The 16,359-nt window shown below is 40.2% G+C and carries 15 protein-coding genes and 2 pseudogenes; 12 read left to right on the top strand and 5 right to left on the bottom strand.

What is annotated here, in order from left to right; genetic code table 11:
* Positions 1-44: 44 nt before the first annotated feature.
* Positions 45-686: a VWA domain-containing protein gene (locus tag A9Y75_RS03785; protein ID WP_071188220.1), complete on the top strand. Its 642-nt coding sequence runs from the start codon at positions 45-47 to the stop codon at positions 684-686.
* Here the strand turns inward: A9Y75_RS03785 and A9Y75_RS03780 are convergent.
* The 3 genes from A9Y75_RS03780 to A9Y75_RS03770 all read right to left on the bottom strand — a co-directional run bounded on the left by A9Y75_RS03780 (position 667) and on the right by A9Y75_RS03770 (position 4,837).
* Positions 667-1,014: a hypothetical protein gene (locus A9Y75_RS03780; RefSeq protein ID WP_071188219.1), complete on the bottom strand. Its 348-nt coding sequence runs from the start codon at positions 1,012-1,014 to the stop codon at positions 667-669. The two genes, A9Y75_RS03785 and A9Y75_RS03780, sit on opposite strands and share 20 nt — an antisense overlap.
* An 84-nt stretch (positions 1,015-1,098) precedes the next feature.
* A complete protein-coding gene (cphA, locus tag A9Y75_RS03775) occupies positions 1,099-3,801 on the bottom strand; it encodes a cyanophycin synthetase (protein ID WP_071188218.1) in 2,703 nt (900 codons plus the stop codon).
* A gap of 172 nt (positions 3,802-3,973) precedes the next feature.
* A complete protein-coding gene (locus A9Y75_RS03770; protein WP_016950702.1) occupies positions 3,974-4,837 on the bottom strand; it encodes a cyanophycinase in 864 nt (287 codons plus the stop codon).
* Between the two features lie 591 nt (positions 4,838-5,428).
* Between A9Y75_RS03770 and trmD the strand changes: the two are divergent.
* The 9 genes and pseudogenes from trmD to argH all read left to right on the top strand — a co-directional run.
* A pseudogene (gene trmD / locus A9Y75_RS03765) lies at positions 5,429-6,124 on the top strand (tRNA (guanosine(37)-N1)-methyltransferase TrmD); the annotation flags it as partial.
* A gap of 159 nt (positions 6,125-6,283) precedes the next feature.
* Positions 6,284-6,469, top strand: a pseudogene (locus A9Y75_RS28960) (DUF269 domain-containing protein); the annotation flags it as partial.
* 315 nt (positions 6,470-6,784) lie between these two features.
* The gene (ispF, locus tag A9Y75_RS03760; protein ID WP_071188217.1) at positions 6,785-7,273 is read left to right on the top strand and encodes a 2-C-methyl-D-erythritol 2,4-cyclodiphosphate synthase; all 489 of its coding nucleotides are present in this window, start codon (positions 6,785-6,787) and stop codon (positions 7,271-7,273) included.
* A gap of 30 nt (positions 7,274-7,303) precedes the next feature.
* Positions 7,304-7,795 (top strand): type I restriction enzyme HsdR N-terminal domain-containing protein, encoded by a 492-nt coding sequence (locus A9Y75_RS03755; protein ID WP_071188216.1) that lies wholly within the window; start codon positions 7,304-7,306, stop codon positions 7,793-7,795.
* Between the two features lie 13 nt (positions 7,796-7,808).
* On the top strand, positions 7,809-8,402 hold the full coding sequence (locus tag A9Y75_RS03750) for a PIN domain-containing protein (protein WP_071188814.1): 594 nt from the start codon (positions 7,809-7,811) through the stop codon (positions 8,400-8,402).
* A gap of 25 nt (positions 8,403-8,427) precedes the next feature.
* Positions 8,428-10,212, top strand: a complete 1,785-nt coding sequence (locus A9Y75_RS03745; protein ID WP_071188215.1) for an ABC transporter substrate-binding protein — start codon at positions 8,428-8,430, stop codon at positions 10,210-10,212.
* Between the two features lie 132 nt (positions 10,213-10,344).
* On the top strand, positions 10,345-11,133 hold the full coding sequence (gene larB / locus A9Y75_RS03740) for a nickel pincer cofactor biosynthesis protein LarB (protein WP_071188214.1): 789 nt from the start codon (positions 10,345-10,347) through the stop codon (positions 11,131-11,133).
* 101 nt (positions 11,134-11,234) lie between these two features.
* Positions 11,235-11,441, top strand: coding sequence for a hypothetical protein (locus A9Y75_RS03735; RefSeq protein ID WP_071188213.1), 207 nt, complete (start codon positions 11,235-11,237; stop codon positions 11,439-11,441).
* Positions 11,442-11,518: 77 nt separating this feature from the next.
* Complete coding sequence (gene argH / locus A9Y75_RS03730) at positions 11,519-12,913, top strand: argininosuccinate lyase (RefSeq protein ID WP_071188212.1); 1,395 nt, start codon at positions 11,519-11,521, stop codon at positions 12,911-12,913.
* A gap of 121 nt (positions 12,914-13,034) precedes the next feature.
* Here the strand turns inward: argH and A9Y75_RS28205 are convergent, their stop codons facing one another.
* Positions 13,035-13,199 (bottom strand): hypothetical protein, encoded by a 165-nt coding sequence (locus tag A9Y75_RS28205; protein ID WP_016860072.1) that lies wholly within the window; start codon positions 13,197-13,199, stop codon positions 13,035-13,037.
* Between the two features lie 619 nt (positions 13,200-13,818).
* Between A9Y75_RS28205 and A9Y75_RS03725 the strand changes: the two genes are divergently transcribed.
* Both A9Y75_RS03725 and A9Y75_RS03720 read left to right on the top strand, forming a co-directional pair.
* On the top strand, positions 13,819-14,313 hold the full coding sequence (locus A9Y75_RS03725) for an NUDIX hydrolase (protein ID WP_071188211.1): 495 nt from the start codon (positions 13,819-13,821) through the stop codon (positions 14,311-14,313).
* A 68-nt stretch (positions 14,314-14,381) separates the two neighbouring features.
* Positions 14,382-15,197, top strand: coding sequence for an alpha/beta hydrolase (locus tag A9Y75_RS03720; RefSeq protein WP_071188210.1), 816 nt, complete (start codon positions 14,382-14,384; stop codon positions 15,195-15,197).
* A 236-nt stretch (positions 15,198-15,433) separates the two neighbouring features.
* Here A9Y75_RS03720 and A9Y75_RS03715 read toward each other — a convergent pair whose 3' ends face one another.
* The gene (locus tag A9Y75_RS03715) at positions 15,434-16,249 is read right to left on the bottom strand and encodes a pantothenate kinase (RefSeq protein WP_083389484.1); all 816 of its coding nucleotides are present in this window, start codon (positions 16,247-16,249) and stop codon (positions 15,434-15,436) included.
* Positions 16,250-16,359 lie beyond the last annotated feature (110 nt).

Raw genomic sequence — 16,359 nt, 5'->3', positions numbered from 1 at the left:
ATATTTTTGAGATTTTACACGAACTATCTTTAGAGGAGCAACCTATGTCTTATCAACCTGATGCAATTTGTAACAGGGATGTTTTTATCTTAATAGATCAAAGCGGCTCTATGACTAAACGCGATACAGAAGGACGCATGAGGCGTTGGGACAGCCTAAAAGAGCAGGTTATGTCTCACGTGGATAGCATTCTTAACTATGAAGTTAATGGTGTAAAAATTTCTAACTCGATCCGTATATCGTTATTTAGTAGAAATAGAGTAAAAGATGAGAAGTTTAGAGTTACAGACGTAACTCATGTGGAAAATATTTTTATCGAAAATAATCCTGATTCAACAACTTTCATTACACCTACTTTAAAGGATTGCCTGAATGAGTGGTTCGAGAATTATAACACTTCTAAAACACAAAAAGCTATCTTTATCATCTATACGGATGGTCAGTTTGATGATACTGATGCTTTTGAAAAGCTAATTCAAGAAACCTGTGCTAAATTAAAAAATGATTCTATTATTAAAATTATAATTATTGGCGTTGGAAAAGAAATTGATGAAGAATATTTTGAAAGGCTAGATAATAATACAAAAAATAATGTTGATATAAATGGAAATCCCTGTGATATTCTTTTATTTGAACTCGCCAACAAGGTTGAAAATATCATTAACCTTATCCAAAAAGAACTTTAATAACAACAGTTGATCTTTCTTGATAACCTTCTTTAAGACCTAAAACATCCAATAAATCTGATTCATTAATTCCCCTTGCTTCCATCAAATGTTGTAAAACTTGAAAAGGTTTTGCAGGTTCTAAAGGGTGATTTTCGGTTTCATATTTTTCTACCAACATCACTAATAAATTATATAAAGCATCTTCCTCTGTGGTTCTATTTTTATTAAATAAAAGCCTTTCAACTTCTGGTAATACCGATTGATATTCTGCTTCAGTTTCAATGATTTTAGGAGCCACTTTAGCGAGGAGTTGACTATTTTGTTTAATAGCTTTTTGATAAATCAAAAAAATTCCGACGACGAGACGAACTTAAAACACGAAAAAAACAATCACAAGTAGAGACGAGTTGATTTGCGTCTCTACTGGTAATTAGAGTAGGGTATTAACCACGGAAGAAGGTGCTACCCCATTTTGGGAATCATTGATATTAGTAGTTGAACTTTGTGGCTGTATTTCTTCCTGAACACCCCGCACCTTAATTAACTTAATTGCCCGATTAACGCTTTCTGGCAAAATTACCACCAGACTGCCATCAGGAGCCATATCTAAGGCTTTATTAATTGCTTGGGTTTCATCGAGGATTGATTCAAAGCGGCAATTAGGCTTGGCTTGAGTAATGCCTTGAGTAATCAAATCAGATGCTGAACCACGTAGACGACCTCTAGTGTCATCATCCTCTTTAATAATAATGTAGTCAAAGATATCTGCGGCTAATTTACCCAGAGTAACAAAATCTTCGTCACGGCGATCGCCAGGGCCACCAATTACACCAATTCTCTGACCAGTTGTCCAATTGCGAACAAATGATCCCAAAGCTTCGTAACTAGCGGGATTATGGGCATAATCTACCAAAGCGTGGTATTTACCCAAATTAAACAGATTCATCCGTCCAGGCGTTTGACTAACTGAAGCGCGGAAAGTCTTTAAGCCAGCACGGATTTGCTCAATTGTGACGTTCTGCACGAAGGCTGCCAAACTTGCTGCTAAAGCATTGGCAATCATAAATGGCGCTTTTCCACCCATTGTCAAGGGTATATTTTCTGCTTTTTCTATGCGGTGTGTCCAATCACCTTTGACAATTGACAGATAGCCATTTTCATATACTGCTGCCACTCCTCCTTTTTCTATATGCTTTCGCACCAGTTCCGAACTTGGGTTCATGGTGAAGTAAGCAATATTCGCTTTAGTCTTTTCTGACATAGCGGCAACGCGGTTATCATCGGCATTAAGTACCGCATAGCCATCAGGGTATACAGCTTCGGCAACTACACTTTTGAGATTAGCTAATTGATCAATAGTGTCTATATCGCCGATACCTAAATGATCTGCGGCTACATTCAGAACGACACCGACATTGGCAGATTCAAAGCCCAATCCACAGCGAAGAATACCACCACGGGCTGATTCTAATACAGCGACCTCCACAGTTGGGTCTTGGAGAATGACATGGGCGCTTTGGGGGCCTGTATTGTCTCCTGCCTCTACTAAGTAATCTCCGATATATGTTCCATCTGTAGTCGTATAACCTACTACCTTGCCAGTTTGCTTATAAATATGTGCTAACAGGCGAGTAGTAGTAGTTTTGCCATTAGTGCCTGTGATACTGAGGATGGGAATACGGCTAGATTGTTCATTCGGGAACAGCATATTCATCACTGCACCAGCAACGTTGCGGGGGATGCCTTGACTGGGGGCAACGTGCATTCGGAAACCAGGGGCGGCGTTAACTTCTACAATTACGCCATCCAATTCTCTGAGAGGACGGCTAATATCGGAGGTGACAATATCAAGTCCGGCAATATCTAAACCGATAATTCTGACTACCCGTTGTGCCAGCCAGCGATTTTCAGGGTGAATTTCGTCGGTGCGGTCTACAGCACTACCACCTGTACTCAAATTTGCCGTTGCCCGTAAAGAACAAATTGTTCCCTTGGGCGGCACGCTGTTGAGATTGTAGCCTTGTCTTTCTAGCAGCTGGTAGCTGGTGCGGTCTAGTTCAATTTTGGTGAGAACGTTATCATGACCTTCGCCGCGATTAGGGTCAAGGTTGGTTTCTTCAATCAGTTCAGCAATAGTGGATCTACCATTACCAACGACATGGGCTGGTACTCGTTCAGCGACTGCAACTACTTTGCCATCTACCACTAGTACCCGATGGTCGCGCCCAACATAATAACGCTCGACAATGATAGAACGAGAAACCTGTCTAGCTGCTTCGTAGGCTGCTTCAGCTTCATCCCAAGTTCTGATATCAATGGTGATGCCGCGCCCATGATTACCATCTAGGGGTTTAATAACGATGGGATAACCGCCAACCTGCTCAATTGATTCTTCCAAATCATCCAAGAAGTTGATGACCGTACCTCTGGGTACTGGCACACCATTAGCAGCGAGGATGCGCTTAGTGGCTTCTTTATCACAAGCTAGTTCTACTCCCAGAATGCTTGTGTTATCGGTCATTGTGGCCTGCATCCGCTTTTGGTGAACGCCGTAGCCTAACTGAATCAGAAAGCGTGCAGCTAAGGGCATCCAAGGAATGCCGCGTTTTTCTGCTTCTTTGATAATGGCTTCTGTAGAAGGTCCTAAAGACGCATCACGCAAAAAGTCTTTCAGGTCTTGGATATCTTGTTCTAGTTCTGCCTTCGGATAGCGACCTCGATCAACAATACTTTGGCACAGCCGAACTGCGGCACGTCCCGCATAGCGTCCAGCTTCTTCATTCAGGTACTCAATTACCACCTGAAAAATTCCAGGTGTGGCAGTTTCGCGGGTGCGACCAAAACCTACGTGCATTCCAGCTAGTTCTTGGAGTTCTAGAGCTACGTGTTCCACGATATGGCCCATCATTGTGCCTTCTCGTACGCGCATCAAAAAACCACCTCGACAGCCTGGCGAACAATAGTGACCTTCCAGACTTGGCAGCGCCTCAACTAATCCTTCATAAAAGCCAGGTATTTCATTCGAGGGCTTCTCGGCAAGGTTTTCTAGATCGAGGCGCATGACGATCAGCTTGTGGCGTCGAATGCTCCAGTAGTTTGGGCCGCGTAAGGTCTGGATCTTGAGGATTCTCATGGGAATAGGTAGATGGAGATTCGGAACCAAAATTCTAGTTTCTTACTGGAATTGACCGCTAAACTGTTTGTCATGAACAGTTTTTTCTTTTTAGATAGTATTCATCTAATTCTTTTTGCCGCAACAAATAAAGGTGCGGTCAACACAGTGTAACCTCAGATACTCTATCCCGTCAGCTGGAGATCCGATGCACAGCGGGTAATACAGTACGTTGGTATAGATGGAATCGATCTCCGTAACTGAGGATATGTAACCGCAAATTATGTACTGTTAACGGTTCATTGGCACTGACATGGGGTTCGTTGGTATGGGTGAGTTCTGTGGGATCAACAATGGTAACACTGCCTTTGCCCACGACTTGGAGCCAACCGTCACGTTCAAATACAGCACAGGTATCTTCGTCAATGCCAATGCCTAGGCGATCAGGATGGGCAGCGATCGCACTTACTAATCTTCCCATGCGATTGCGGTTGTGAAAGTGTTGATCTACTATCACTTCAGGAATAAATCCTAAACCGGTGGCCATATCCACTAGGGAACGATTCGGTGTTTCACCACTTCCCCCACCTGCAATCATGTGATGTCCCATTACAGCTGCCCCTGCACTAGTTCCTGCAAGGGTTAGTTGTCCTGCTCTGACCCGTTGTCGGATAATTTCCATTGCTGGTGTGTCTGACAGAACTCCACAGAGCCGCAATTGGTCTCCTCCTGTTAAGAAGACTCCCGTACAGGCTTCGAGGGCTGCTTTAATCTGGGGATTTTCGCATTGTTCCCGTTCACGAATGTCTAAAATTTCCACCTTTTCAGCACCCATTTCTTCAAAGATGCGAATATACCGACCACCGATGATAGCGGGTTCGCGGGAGGCTGATGGAATAATTGTAATATACGCCTTGTTAGCGCCAGCACGACCAAAAAAAGTTCTGAGGATGTCGCGTCCGTGAACTTTGTCTTCTGCGCCTCCGATAACCAGAACGGCGGTTTTTGTTGCTTGGGGTGTCCTCATTTCCAGCGATTTAGCTTTTAATTGCTGCATTGTGTTTCTCCTGTCAACAACTTCAGGTGAATTGAACAAGGTTTAGTAGCTTGTTGATTTTCGCCTTTTGATTCTTCGAGAGGACACTGCATTGACGCACACGATACCTCAGCCGAATCATGCCCGTTGCTGTTCCTCATCGCCACCGCCTTGTTTTTCACTTATCCACTTGCTTCAGACTGGCTTTCTTATTGCTTGGGGTTAGGTTTCCCCTCTGGATTGGGGCAAGTAGGTCTTGACACTCTTCATTCTGAGGCTGGCTCGATGCATCCTGGAAGTTGTTAACTTTGGTGGGATTATTAATTTAAATTTAGTTGTGACAATATTTAAACATAAATTAAGTAATTAGAAAAACTTTTGATCCCACCAAAAAACCAACACTTCTGGTACTTTTAGATACTATTGATGAAGTTTAACTCCAGTTTTACCTCTCATCGGCTTGAAGGGAACAGGGAATATTGATCTGTGAACAGGTGAAAATTATACTGATCACCGCTCACTTGTTACCAATTACCAGCCCAAACACGGATAATTTAGCAATTTACGTTAAATGTTCCAATCTAAGATTAGTGTCCTTGAATACGAATTACTGTGCGTTTTGATATAGTTACGCTTTTTCCTGACTGTTTTCACTCGGTTCTGAGTTCCGGTCTTTTGGGTAAAGCCCTAGCCAAACAGATTGCCCAAGTGCATCTGGTTAATCCTAGGGATTTTACCACTGATAAGCATCGGAAGGTAGATGATGAACCTTATGGCGGCGGTGTAGGGATGCTGATGAAGCCTGAACCGATTTTTGCGGCTGTGGAGTCACTGCCGATTCTACCGCGCCGAGAGGTGATTTTGATGAGTCCCCAAGGCCAAACGATCAATCAGCCCTTGCTGCGCGAATTAGCGACCAATTACGACCAATTAGTTGTAATTTGTGGTCATTATGAAGGGGTGGATGACCGGGTACTAAATTTAATCACTCGTGAGGTGTCTTTGGGCGATTTTATTCTCACTGGTGGAGAAATTCCTTCTATGGCTTTAATTAATGGGGTAGTCCGTCTGCTACCGGGAACTGTGGGGAAGGTAGAATCTCTCAAAGCCGAAAGTTTTGAAGAAGGGTTATTGGATTTTCCCCAATATACTCGTCCAGCAGATTTTCGCGGCTGGAAAGTTCCAGATGTGTTATTGAGTGGTAATCATGCGGAAATTGCTAAGTGGCGTTTCCAACAACAAATTCAACGCACTGCTTCCCGTCGTCCCGATTTGCTTTCAAAATGGCAAGAAGAAAGGGAACAGGGAGATGGGGAGATGGGGAGATGGGGAGATGGGGAGATGGGGAGATGGGGAGATGGGGAGATGGGGAGATGGGGAGATGGGGAGATGGGGAGATGGGGAGATGGGGAGATGGGGAGATGGGGAGATGGGGAGATGGGGAGATGGGGAGATGGGGAGATGGGGTTAGGTCATGAAGGATTTGGTTGGGCATTAGTCTTTTCAGGTCGTTTATTATTAGCTGTAAAAACCTTACGCGATGCCCATCGCTACGGCTTTGATTCCCTAGAAAAACTGGAAGAAGAAGGAGAATCATTCGTCAAAAAAGGAATTGACTTAGCCAAACGTTTCCCCGAAGTAGGAAATATTTAACAAATTGGGAAGAATTCAGGAGTCAGTAGGGGCGTATTGCAATACGCTCGTACAGGAGTCAGGAGAAGAAAGAAGAATATTTTTCTATTCTGTTAAGATTTCCCTGCTATATCAAACATTCTGTATCCTGAATCCTTACGAATTATCCTACTTCCTACTTCCTTCTTCCCTCTTCCTTCGCGTCCTATGCCTACGGCACACTTCGTGAACGCGCCTATCCCTACGATACACTTCGTGAACGCGGTTCAATAAATCCATATTCTTATGGTAGCAAGGGACTATTTCCAATGACCAATGACCAATGACTAATGACTAATGACTATGAACATCAGAATTGGTAACGGATACGATATTCACAGATTGGTGAGCGATCGCAATTTAATTTTAGGCGGTATTCACATTCCTCATGAACTAGGTTTGTTAGGACACAGTGATGCTGATGTGCTAACTCATGCCATTATGGACGCGATGCTAGGCGCTTTATCTTTGGGCGATATTGGTCATTATTTCCCCCCAACAGATCCCCAATGGGCTGGGGCTGATAGTTTAGTATTATTAACTCAAGTCCATCAACTCATTCGTGACCAAGGTTGGAAAATAGGAAATATTGATTCTGTCGTTGTGGCTGAACGTCCGAAATTAAAACCCCATATTTCTAAAATGCGAGATAAATTAGCAGCAGTTTTAGAAGTAGAACCAAATCAAATTGGTGTTAAAGCTACCACTAATGAAAAATTAGGACCAACTGGGAGAGAAGAAGGTATTTGTGCATATGCTGTGGTTTTGTTGGTGGCTGGTGATTAGTTGTAATGCTTAGTTAGGGAAACTAATGATATGGAACTTATCAATTTTTCTGATAGCCCTCAAAAATATAGACCTGATATTTTGTTTACAAACAAGAATGAAGACATTGTTTTATTAGTTGAAATAAAATCCAAAAAACTCGAACCTAGTTTAAAGAAAAATGCTATGTTTCAATTAACAACATACCTAGAGAATATCAAAAAAAATATTCCTTTCGGTATGTTAGTTGATTTGGAAGAAATTAATATTTTCTCATTGACTGAAGAGCAAAATATCAAAGATTCAATATCTCTGAAAACAAATGATATACTCAGCACATACGACTCAGAATTTAGCCAAAAAAGAATCTTTGATTTTTATCTAGAAACACTTGTTAAATCTTGGCTAAGAGACTTATCTTATCATTGGCATTCAGAGACACCACCAGGATATCATGAATTAATAAAAATTGGTTTATTGCCATTATTAGAAGGTGGACATACTTATATTCAGGAAAACTTAGGTGTTGATACTTTACATTGAAACTAATTTTTTAATGACAGTTGCTAAAGGAAGAGACTTAGACGCAGAAAAATTACTGCGTAATCCTCCTTCATTAATACGTATAGCCATACCTGCTATTTGTTATGTAGAAGCTATTAACACATACAGAATAGATAAGCAAAATAAATTAAAATTTCAAGCAGAAATTGAAAAACAAATCAATGAAGCAATGCGTGATAAAACTTCAGTTCATGCCAAATCATTTCTTATTAGCTTAGAAAAAGCATATATTGAAAATCCCTTATTATTAAATGATGTACAGAATCGTTTATCATCAACCATTGATTTACTGCTGGAAAATGCTGAAACCATAAATTTCCAGAATCATATAATTCAGCAAATTTGCTCACAAGTTTTCTTGGAAACAGAAACGTTGTTAATAAAGAATGATCTAATGGATAACTTGATTTTACAAAGTATTCTTGATCATGCAACTCAGCATCCCAACGAGCGAAAAGTCTTCATAAGTGGTAACACTAAGGACTTTGGTAAACAGAATGTGCAACAAATTTTAAATAGTGCGGGTATACAATACTTTAGTAATACTAAAAATTTGCTAGGTTGGTTAGAGTCTCAATCATCATAATTTAATGATTTTAGGTTAATAGATTATGGCATTTATTAAAAACCTTGTCAATCACACAAAACGCTTTTGGGTACTCATGACTCTGCTTTCTTTTACAGCAATATCAATTACTGCTTGCAACCCAACTAAACTGAAAAGTGACGCTGCTCAAGTTCCCCAATTAGTAACAAGTATTCTCAGTGATCCAAAGACTTTCAACTATGCACTAAATTCTGAATCTCCCAATATATTTGGTTACACTTACGAAGGTTTAATTAGCCAAAATCCGCTCACGGGTAAACTTGAGCCAAACTTGGCAGAATCCTGGCAGGTTTCTGACGATAAATTAAAGATTGTTTTCACTCTACGGGAAGGTTTAAAATGGTCTGACGGACAACCCCTCACCGTTGATGATGTGGTATTTACATACAACGATATTTATTTGAATGAAGCCATACCAACAGATATTAGAGATATTTTAAGAATCGGCAAAGATCGCAAATTACCTACTATTAAAAAAGTTGATGATAGAAGGGTCGAATTTCGTGTCCCAGAACCTTTTAGACCATTTCTACAAAATGCTAGTGCTGCTATTCTACCCTCCCATGCTTTGCGAGAATCAGTACAAAAGAAAGACCAAGATGGGAAACCAACGTTTCTGACAAAATGGGGTGTGGAAACACCACCTGAGCAAATTATTGTCAATGGACCTTATAAACTAGAACGCTATGATACCAGTCAACGTGTAATTTTTCGTCGTAACCCCTATTATTGGCGTAAAGATGCTCAAGGTAATCCCCAACCTTATATTCAACGCATTATTTGGCAAATTGTTGAATCAACAGATACTTCATTACTGCAATTTCGTTCTGGTGGATTAGATGCTGTAGGGGTGACACCTGATTACTTTTCTTTACTGAAAGTTCAGGAAAAACAAGGTAATTTCAAAATTGAAAATGGTGGACCATCTACTAGTACAAGTTTTGTAGTTTTTAATTTGAATAAAGGTGAAAGAGCAGGTAAGCCACTTATTGATCCCATCAAATCACGTTGGTTTAATAGTGTAGAATTTAGGCAAGCAGTAGCATACTCCATTGATAGACAAACCATGATTAATAATACATTTCGTGGTTTGGGTCAAACACAAAATTCTCCAATTTCTGTCCAAAGTCCCTATCATTTTTCGGCGGAAAAAGGACTAAAAGTTTACAATTTTAATCTAGAAAAAGCGAAGAAATTATTACTCAAAGCCGGCTTTAAATACAATGCTCAAAATCAACTGGAAGATGCTCAAGGAAACCGTGTGAGGTTTGCTTTGCTTACTAATGCAGGTAACAAAATTAGGGAAGCAATGGGTTCGCAAATTAAACAAGACTTGAGTAAAATTGGTATCCAAGTTGATTTTACACCTTTGGCATGGAATACTTTTCTAGATAAACTTTCTAATACTTTAGACTGGGAAGCATCTTTGCTAGGTTTGACTGGAGGTTTAGAACCAAATGATGGAGCTAATGTTTGGTCTCCTGAAGGTGGATTACATATGTTTAATCAGAAACCACAACCAGGACAAAAGCCGATACAAGGTTGGCAAGTTTCACCTTGGGAAGCGAAGATCCATGCACTTTATATTCAAGGCGCACAAGAGTTTGATGAAGCAAAGGTAAAAGAAATTTATGCCGAAAGTCAACGAATAACCCAGGAGAATTTACCATTTATTTACTTGGTGAATTCCTATTCTATGACAGCTATCAGAAATCGCTTTGAAGGTATACAATATTCTGCTCTTGGTAGTCCATTCTGGAACATTCATGAAATTAAAATTACTCAATAGGTGACAGGTGACAGTTAAGAGGTTGAAGAGAAAATAGGCAAAAGCAAGTGAGAATTTTACCAATCACCAATCACCAAAAAATCAATCCAAAATCCAAAATCCAAAACCCAAAACCCAAAATCCAAAATTGTAATGACTCAACCTGAAGCTTTGCGATCGCTCTTAGAAGCCGTCGCCAATGGTAAAGTAAGCCCAGAAATGGCATTAAACTCACTCAAAGACTTAACCTATGAATCTGTAGGTGACTTTGCCAAAATCGATCACCATCGTCAGCTAAGAACTGGTTTCCCAGAAGTGATTTGGGGCCCTGGTAAAACACCTGATCAAATTGCTCAAATTATGGAAGTCATGCGTCAGCGTGGTTCTGTAGTCATGGCCACCCGCATTTACCCTGATGTTTATGCCGCACTACAAAAAAAGGTGCGGGAACTGCAATACTTTGAGTTGGCGCGAATTTGTGCCATAACTCCCTCTGTCATTGAACCTAGATTTCCTGGCAAAATTGCGATTCTTTCGGCTGGTACTGCTGATTTACCAGTAGCCGAAGAAGCCGCAGTCACAGCTGAACTTTCCGGTTTTCTTGTCCAGCGTCTTTGGGATGTTGGTGTAGCGGGGATTCACCGCTTACTCAATAACCGTCACCTGATTGATTCAGCATCAGTATTAATAGTTGTAGCAGGTATGGAAGGCGCTTTACCTAGTGTAGTGGCAGGTTTAGCAGATTGTCCCGTGATTGCTGTTCCCACTAGCATTGGTTATGGTGCGAGTTTTTCCGGTTTAGCGCCTCTATTAACAATGCTCAACTCTTGTGCGGCTGGTATAGGTGTAGTCAATATTGATAATGGCTTTGGTGCAGCAGTTCTAGCAGGACAAATTTTGCGAACTTCAGAGAAATTACGCTTGGCATCACAAACATCTTAAGGTTACGACATTAAACTATTCGGAGTCAATAATGAGTATGATCGCTTAAACTTTAGATGTCATCTGCTACTGTTAACTGAAATACTCAGCCCAAAGTAAATATGACCTACTTGAGTGATTCCATATCTCAGCTAATTTGGCATTTGCCTGTAGACATCACTTTCCTAGCTCAACAAGTTCGGGATGCCGATCTTATGGGTCAGATCCAACGAAATTGGAGCCAATTTGTCCAAACCGGACAAATTTGGGCTTTATTGACTGGTTTGGTTATTGGCTATATGCTTAAGAGTTTAACTAGTTACGGTTAAATTGATTTGAGATTTTAGATTTTGGATTTATCATCAATCCGAAATCTAAAATTGTTTTTTCCTCTTTCTTCAGATTTATGACCGAAAAACAAACTTGGAGCCAGCGATTTGAATCCGCACTGCATCCAGCTATCGCGCGTTTTAATGCCAGTATCAGTTTTGATATCGAATTAATCGAATATGACATCACTGGTTCCCAAGCTCATGCCAAAATGCTGGCTCACACGGGGATTATTTCCCCAGAAGAAGGAGAGCAACTAGTTACAGGCTTAGAACAAGTCCGCCAAGAATACCGCCAAAGAAAATTTCAGCCTGGTATCGATGCCGAAGATGTACATTTTGCTGTTGAAAAGCGACTGACGGAAATTGTGGGTGATGTGGGTAAAAAGCTACATACAGCCCGCTCTCGCAACGACCAAGTAGGCACTGATACGAGGCTTTACCTCCGCGATCAAATTCAACAAATTCGCCAATATTTACGGGAATTTCAAACTGTTTTACTCGATATAGCTGAACAGCACGTTGAAACCCTGATTCCTGGCTATACTCACCTACAACGCGCCCAACCGCTGAGTTTAGCTCACCATCTCTTGGCATATTTTCAAATGGCGCAACGGGACTGGGAACGCTTGGAAGATGTTTATAGCCGAGTGAATATCTCACCTTTGGGGTGTGGTGCTTTAGCGGGAACTACTTTTCCTATTGACCGCCATTACACAGCGGAACTATTAAAGTTTGATAGTGTTTATGCTAACAGCTTGGATGGAGTGAGCGATCGCGATTTTGCGATCGAATTCCTCTGTGCAGCAAGTCTAATCATGGTTCACCTCAGCCGACTTTCCGAAGAAGTCATCCTCTGGTCATCGGAAGAATTTCGCTTTATCACCCTCAAAGATAGCTGTGCCACAGGTTCCAGCATCATGCCCCAAAAGAAAAACCCCGACGTACCAGAATTAGTGCGCGGTAAAACAGGGCGTGTCTTTGGTCATCTCCAGGCCATGTTGGTGATTATGAAGGGGCTACCCCTGGCCTATAACAAAGACTTACAAGAAGATAAAGAAGGTATTTTTGACAGCGTTAACACGGTTAAAGCCTGTCTAGAAGCAATGACTATTTTATTACGGGAAGGGTTAGAATTTCGCACTCAGCGCTTGGCAGAAGCAGTAACAGAAGACTTTTCCAATGCTACTGATGTGGCAGATTATCTAGCGGCGCGGGGTGTACCTTTCCGGGAAGCTTACAACCTTGTCGGCAAAGTCGTAAAAACCAGCATGGCCGCTGGTAAACTGCTCAAAGATTTGCAGTTAGAAGAATGGCAACAATTGCATCCAGTATTTGCCGCTGATATTTATGAAGCAATATCTCCCCGTCAAGTAGTTTCTGCCCGCAACAGTTACGGGGGTACTGGCTTTGTTCAAGTTCGACAAGCCCTGATCACTGCCCGTACTCAAGTGAGTCATGAGTATTTGTAACTCAGAACTGGGAAATCAGGATTAAATTCAGATTTTTGAAATTAGGGTGTTTAAATTAGGGTGTACAAATGTACACCCTAAAAGTGCAAAGACTCAAAGAGTAGAGATATAAATAGGCAAATTACTCAGCATCAACTGCTGCTGCTCCTTCATCTTCTTCACTCTTAGGAGGTCTTTGTTGGAACCTTCTTTGCATTCTTCCTGTCGTAGTCCGTTTACGAAACTTTCTGGCATATGCCTGGTTCCGTAGCGCCTTTTCTTTTTTGGGGTTACGGCGCTTGGCCATATTCACCTCATGAATAAACAACAAAAAATCGGCATCTAGGCAATATCAGCTACCGATATTATTGATATACTTTTAGCCTAGTGCAAAAAATCAATACATTAGAAACAGCATACCATCCTATCGTATTAAAATAGGTGATGTCAAGTAAAAATTAGAATCATTTACCCAAAGTTAAAATCTTGTAAGTAAATAATCTATCTCTGAGATTATACGTGTTTTTTGGATTTAAACAAAAAATTGATCCTATATAAACACTTTTTTTAGATAAGTGGTTAAGAATTTAATCAGAAAATACAATTCATCAATTCATGTTATTAAGCAAATTGTCCGGAATTTATTTTACCAATCTCGTATTTATTAGGGTTTATAATCAGGCGTTGGCTCTATGCTCATGCTAAGACAAAACTATCAAGATGGATGTTTAAAACTCCACTACATTATTTCAGCTAATGCAGTTACTGAAAGCAGATGTTAAAATCGATTTATTCTACGTATAATCGTGAGAATAACAACCCTAACACTAGACATTTTTGTATAAAACAAAACTCGAACAATATTTTATTATTTGAGTTGATGTAAGTGCTAGGGAATTATAGACTACAACATAAACATTTGAAGATTGAAAATTTTTGCTTTTTTTACTCTATTGATCAATTCCACACGTAGCTTATGGCACGTTGGACAAACAGTACTGGGTATTATCTTTCGCCATCCCATTACTGGTACTAGTATTATCCCGATTTTACCTGATGGTCGAATTGTACTAATTCGACGAAGCGATGATGGTTGCTGGTCTTTGCCTGGTGGTATGGTGGACTGGGGAGAAGATATTCCCAATGCAGTCAAGCGGGAGTTAATGGAAGAAACTGGACTAGAATTAGTGAAAATTCGGCGTTTAGTTGGAGTTTACTCCGCACCAGATCGAGATCCTCGAATTCATTCAATTTGTGTTGTGGTTGAAGCTGAAGTACAAGGAATGATGGAGGTTAAGGATACTTTAGAAGTTCTGGAAATTCAAGCTTTCCCTTCTACTTCTCTACCTAAACCACAGATGTCTCATGATCACTCTCGGCAGTTACAAGACTATCTCAATGGCTTAACAACATTGGCATGATAAGATTTTGGATTTTGGATTTAAGATTAAATCTATAATCTTAACTTTATGCTGCTGTAAGTTTTTATATGGATACCCTATTTCGGAATTCTCGAATAAAACTCTCTCAAGGACTATTGTTTTGGCTTGAGGTTGGTAAGGGGACTCCAGTAGTTTTTCTGCATGGTGCTTGGAATGATAGTGGCCAATGGGTATCAGTTATGGATTTACTTGCTCAGGATATCCATTGCTTGACACCAGATTTATTGGGTTTTGGTGAATCAGAAAATCCTCATATCCATCATTCGATAGATTTACAAGTAGATTGTATTTCTGAGTTACTCCAAGCTTTAAGACTAGAAAAAGTCTATTTAGTCGGGGATTCCCTTGGTGGTTGGATTGCAGCCAGCTATGCTTTAAAGTATCCAGAAAAAATACATGGTTTAGTACTGTTATCACCAGAGGGTGTAGGGATAAAAGGACAAGAAAAGTGTTGGCAAAAACAGCAGCGATTATTTAATTGTTCTCCACTGGTAGTTAAATTTTTACGCTTACTAACTCCCTTATTTAAATTAATCGGGTGGGAGAAGAAAATTAGCAAAGATTTACAACTCAGACAAAAATTATTGCAATATTCTACGGCTTGTCACCTACTATTTAACCGACAGCAGCCAGAAATTGAAGCGGAATTATTACACAATCGTTTGTATTCCCTTGAAGTACCTTGTTTAATTTTACAAGGTGGTCAAGATACTGCAAATGCTTTAGAAAAAAGTAATACTTATGGGCGACTGATTCCCAAAGTTGAGTTGAAAATAATTGCTCATGGGGAAAATAATTTACCACAATCTTGTGCTGGGGTTGTGGCTGAATATATTCGGGATTTTGTTCAGGAAAATTGCTAATGGCTAATTTATATCGGGACTTGTTAAAGTAAATTTAAAATTAAACAACATTATCTAAAGTTTGTTGCCAATCTGCGATAAATATTCCTTCGCTTTCAAACCGGGATATATGTTTTAAGTTGGTTGTCACAACAATAACTTCATCAAAACTCTTTGTAAAGTTCTATGTTCATTAGAACTGATTTTTCATCTATTCTGTCTGCTCAAAATAGAACTTAAAATAAAAATTCATATTCTTATTCATGATGCACCATAACTATTTCTCGCATTCCCCAAAATATCAAATTTCTTTCTAAAATCAAATTTTCTCCTATGTCTGGAAATTGCATTGCTAGATATTCTTTTAATAAACCGCTATTACCTCCAGTAATTACAATTTTACTTTCAGGAAATAACGATAACCAAGACAAAATAAAATCTTTGATTCCCGCTAATAATGTGTAAATTACACCACTTTGAATTGCTTGGGGTGTATTCATGGCAAAACGTGGAGGTAAATTTATCATTGAAGCAGTTTTTAATAATGGTAATTGTCCAGTATTTTGTCCCAAACTGGTAAACTGTAAACTTAGTCCGGGTAAAATTGCCCCACCTACTAAACACTGCTGATGATCCGCACCAGTAAAAGTCAGTGCTGTGCCGGCATCAATTACTAAAATGGGAAATCCCCATGTTTTTCCGGCACCATATAAAGCCAGGGCGCGGTCAATTCCTAGTGTGGGATACATACCCTGGATGGGGATTTTATTTAAGGTAATTAAGCGCACATTTGGGTAAGTTTGCCAAAGTTTTGTTTGACTAGCAACTACGGAAGCTAAAACGAGAGTGATGGGGAAGTTGGGAGAGAGGAAGATAGGACGAGAAGAAGATGGTGAGTGAGGAAGAGTATTTGTTTGAGCTAACTGTTGCATATCAGATTCTGATAGATGGTCTGTATCCCAAGCTGAGTTGAGGGTATTATCAATAAATAACGCCCAATGCAAGCGGGAATTACCAATCATTAATCCTAGCCAAGGATTATCTGTGCGTGGTTGGGGAGTATTCTGTTTCACAGTTTTAAGTTTCTTAAGTCAGCCATAGGTTTTTTAAGAAAAACTAACATTCAACCCGTGTCACAATAAAGCCAGAGGAATAAATACTCATTTTGTCAAGGAGGGGAGTT

The sequence above is a fragment of the Trichormus sp. NMC-1 genome, from assembly GCF_001858025.1.
Lineage (GTDB): Bacteria > Cyanobacteriota > Cyanobacteriia > Cyanobacteriales > Nostocaceae > Anabaena.
The sequence above is the reverse complement of the archived record's forward strand: the minus strand, read 5'-3'. Positions and strand labels throughout refer to the sequence as shown.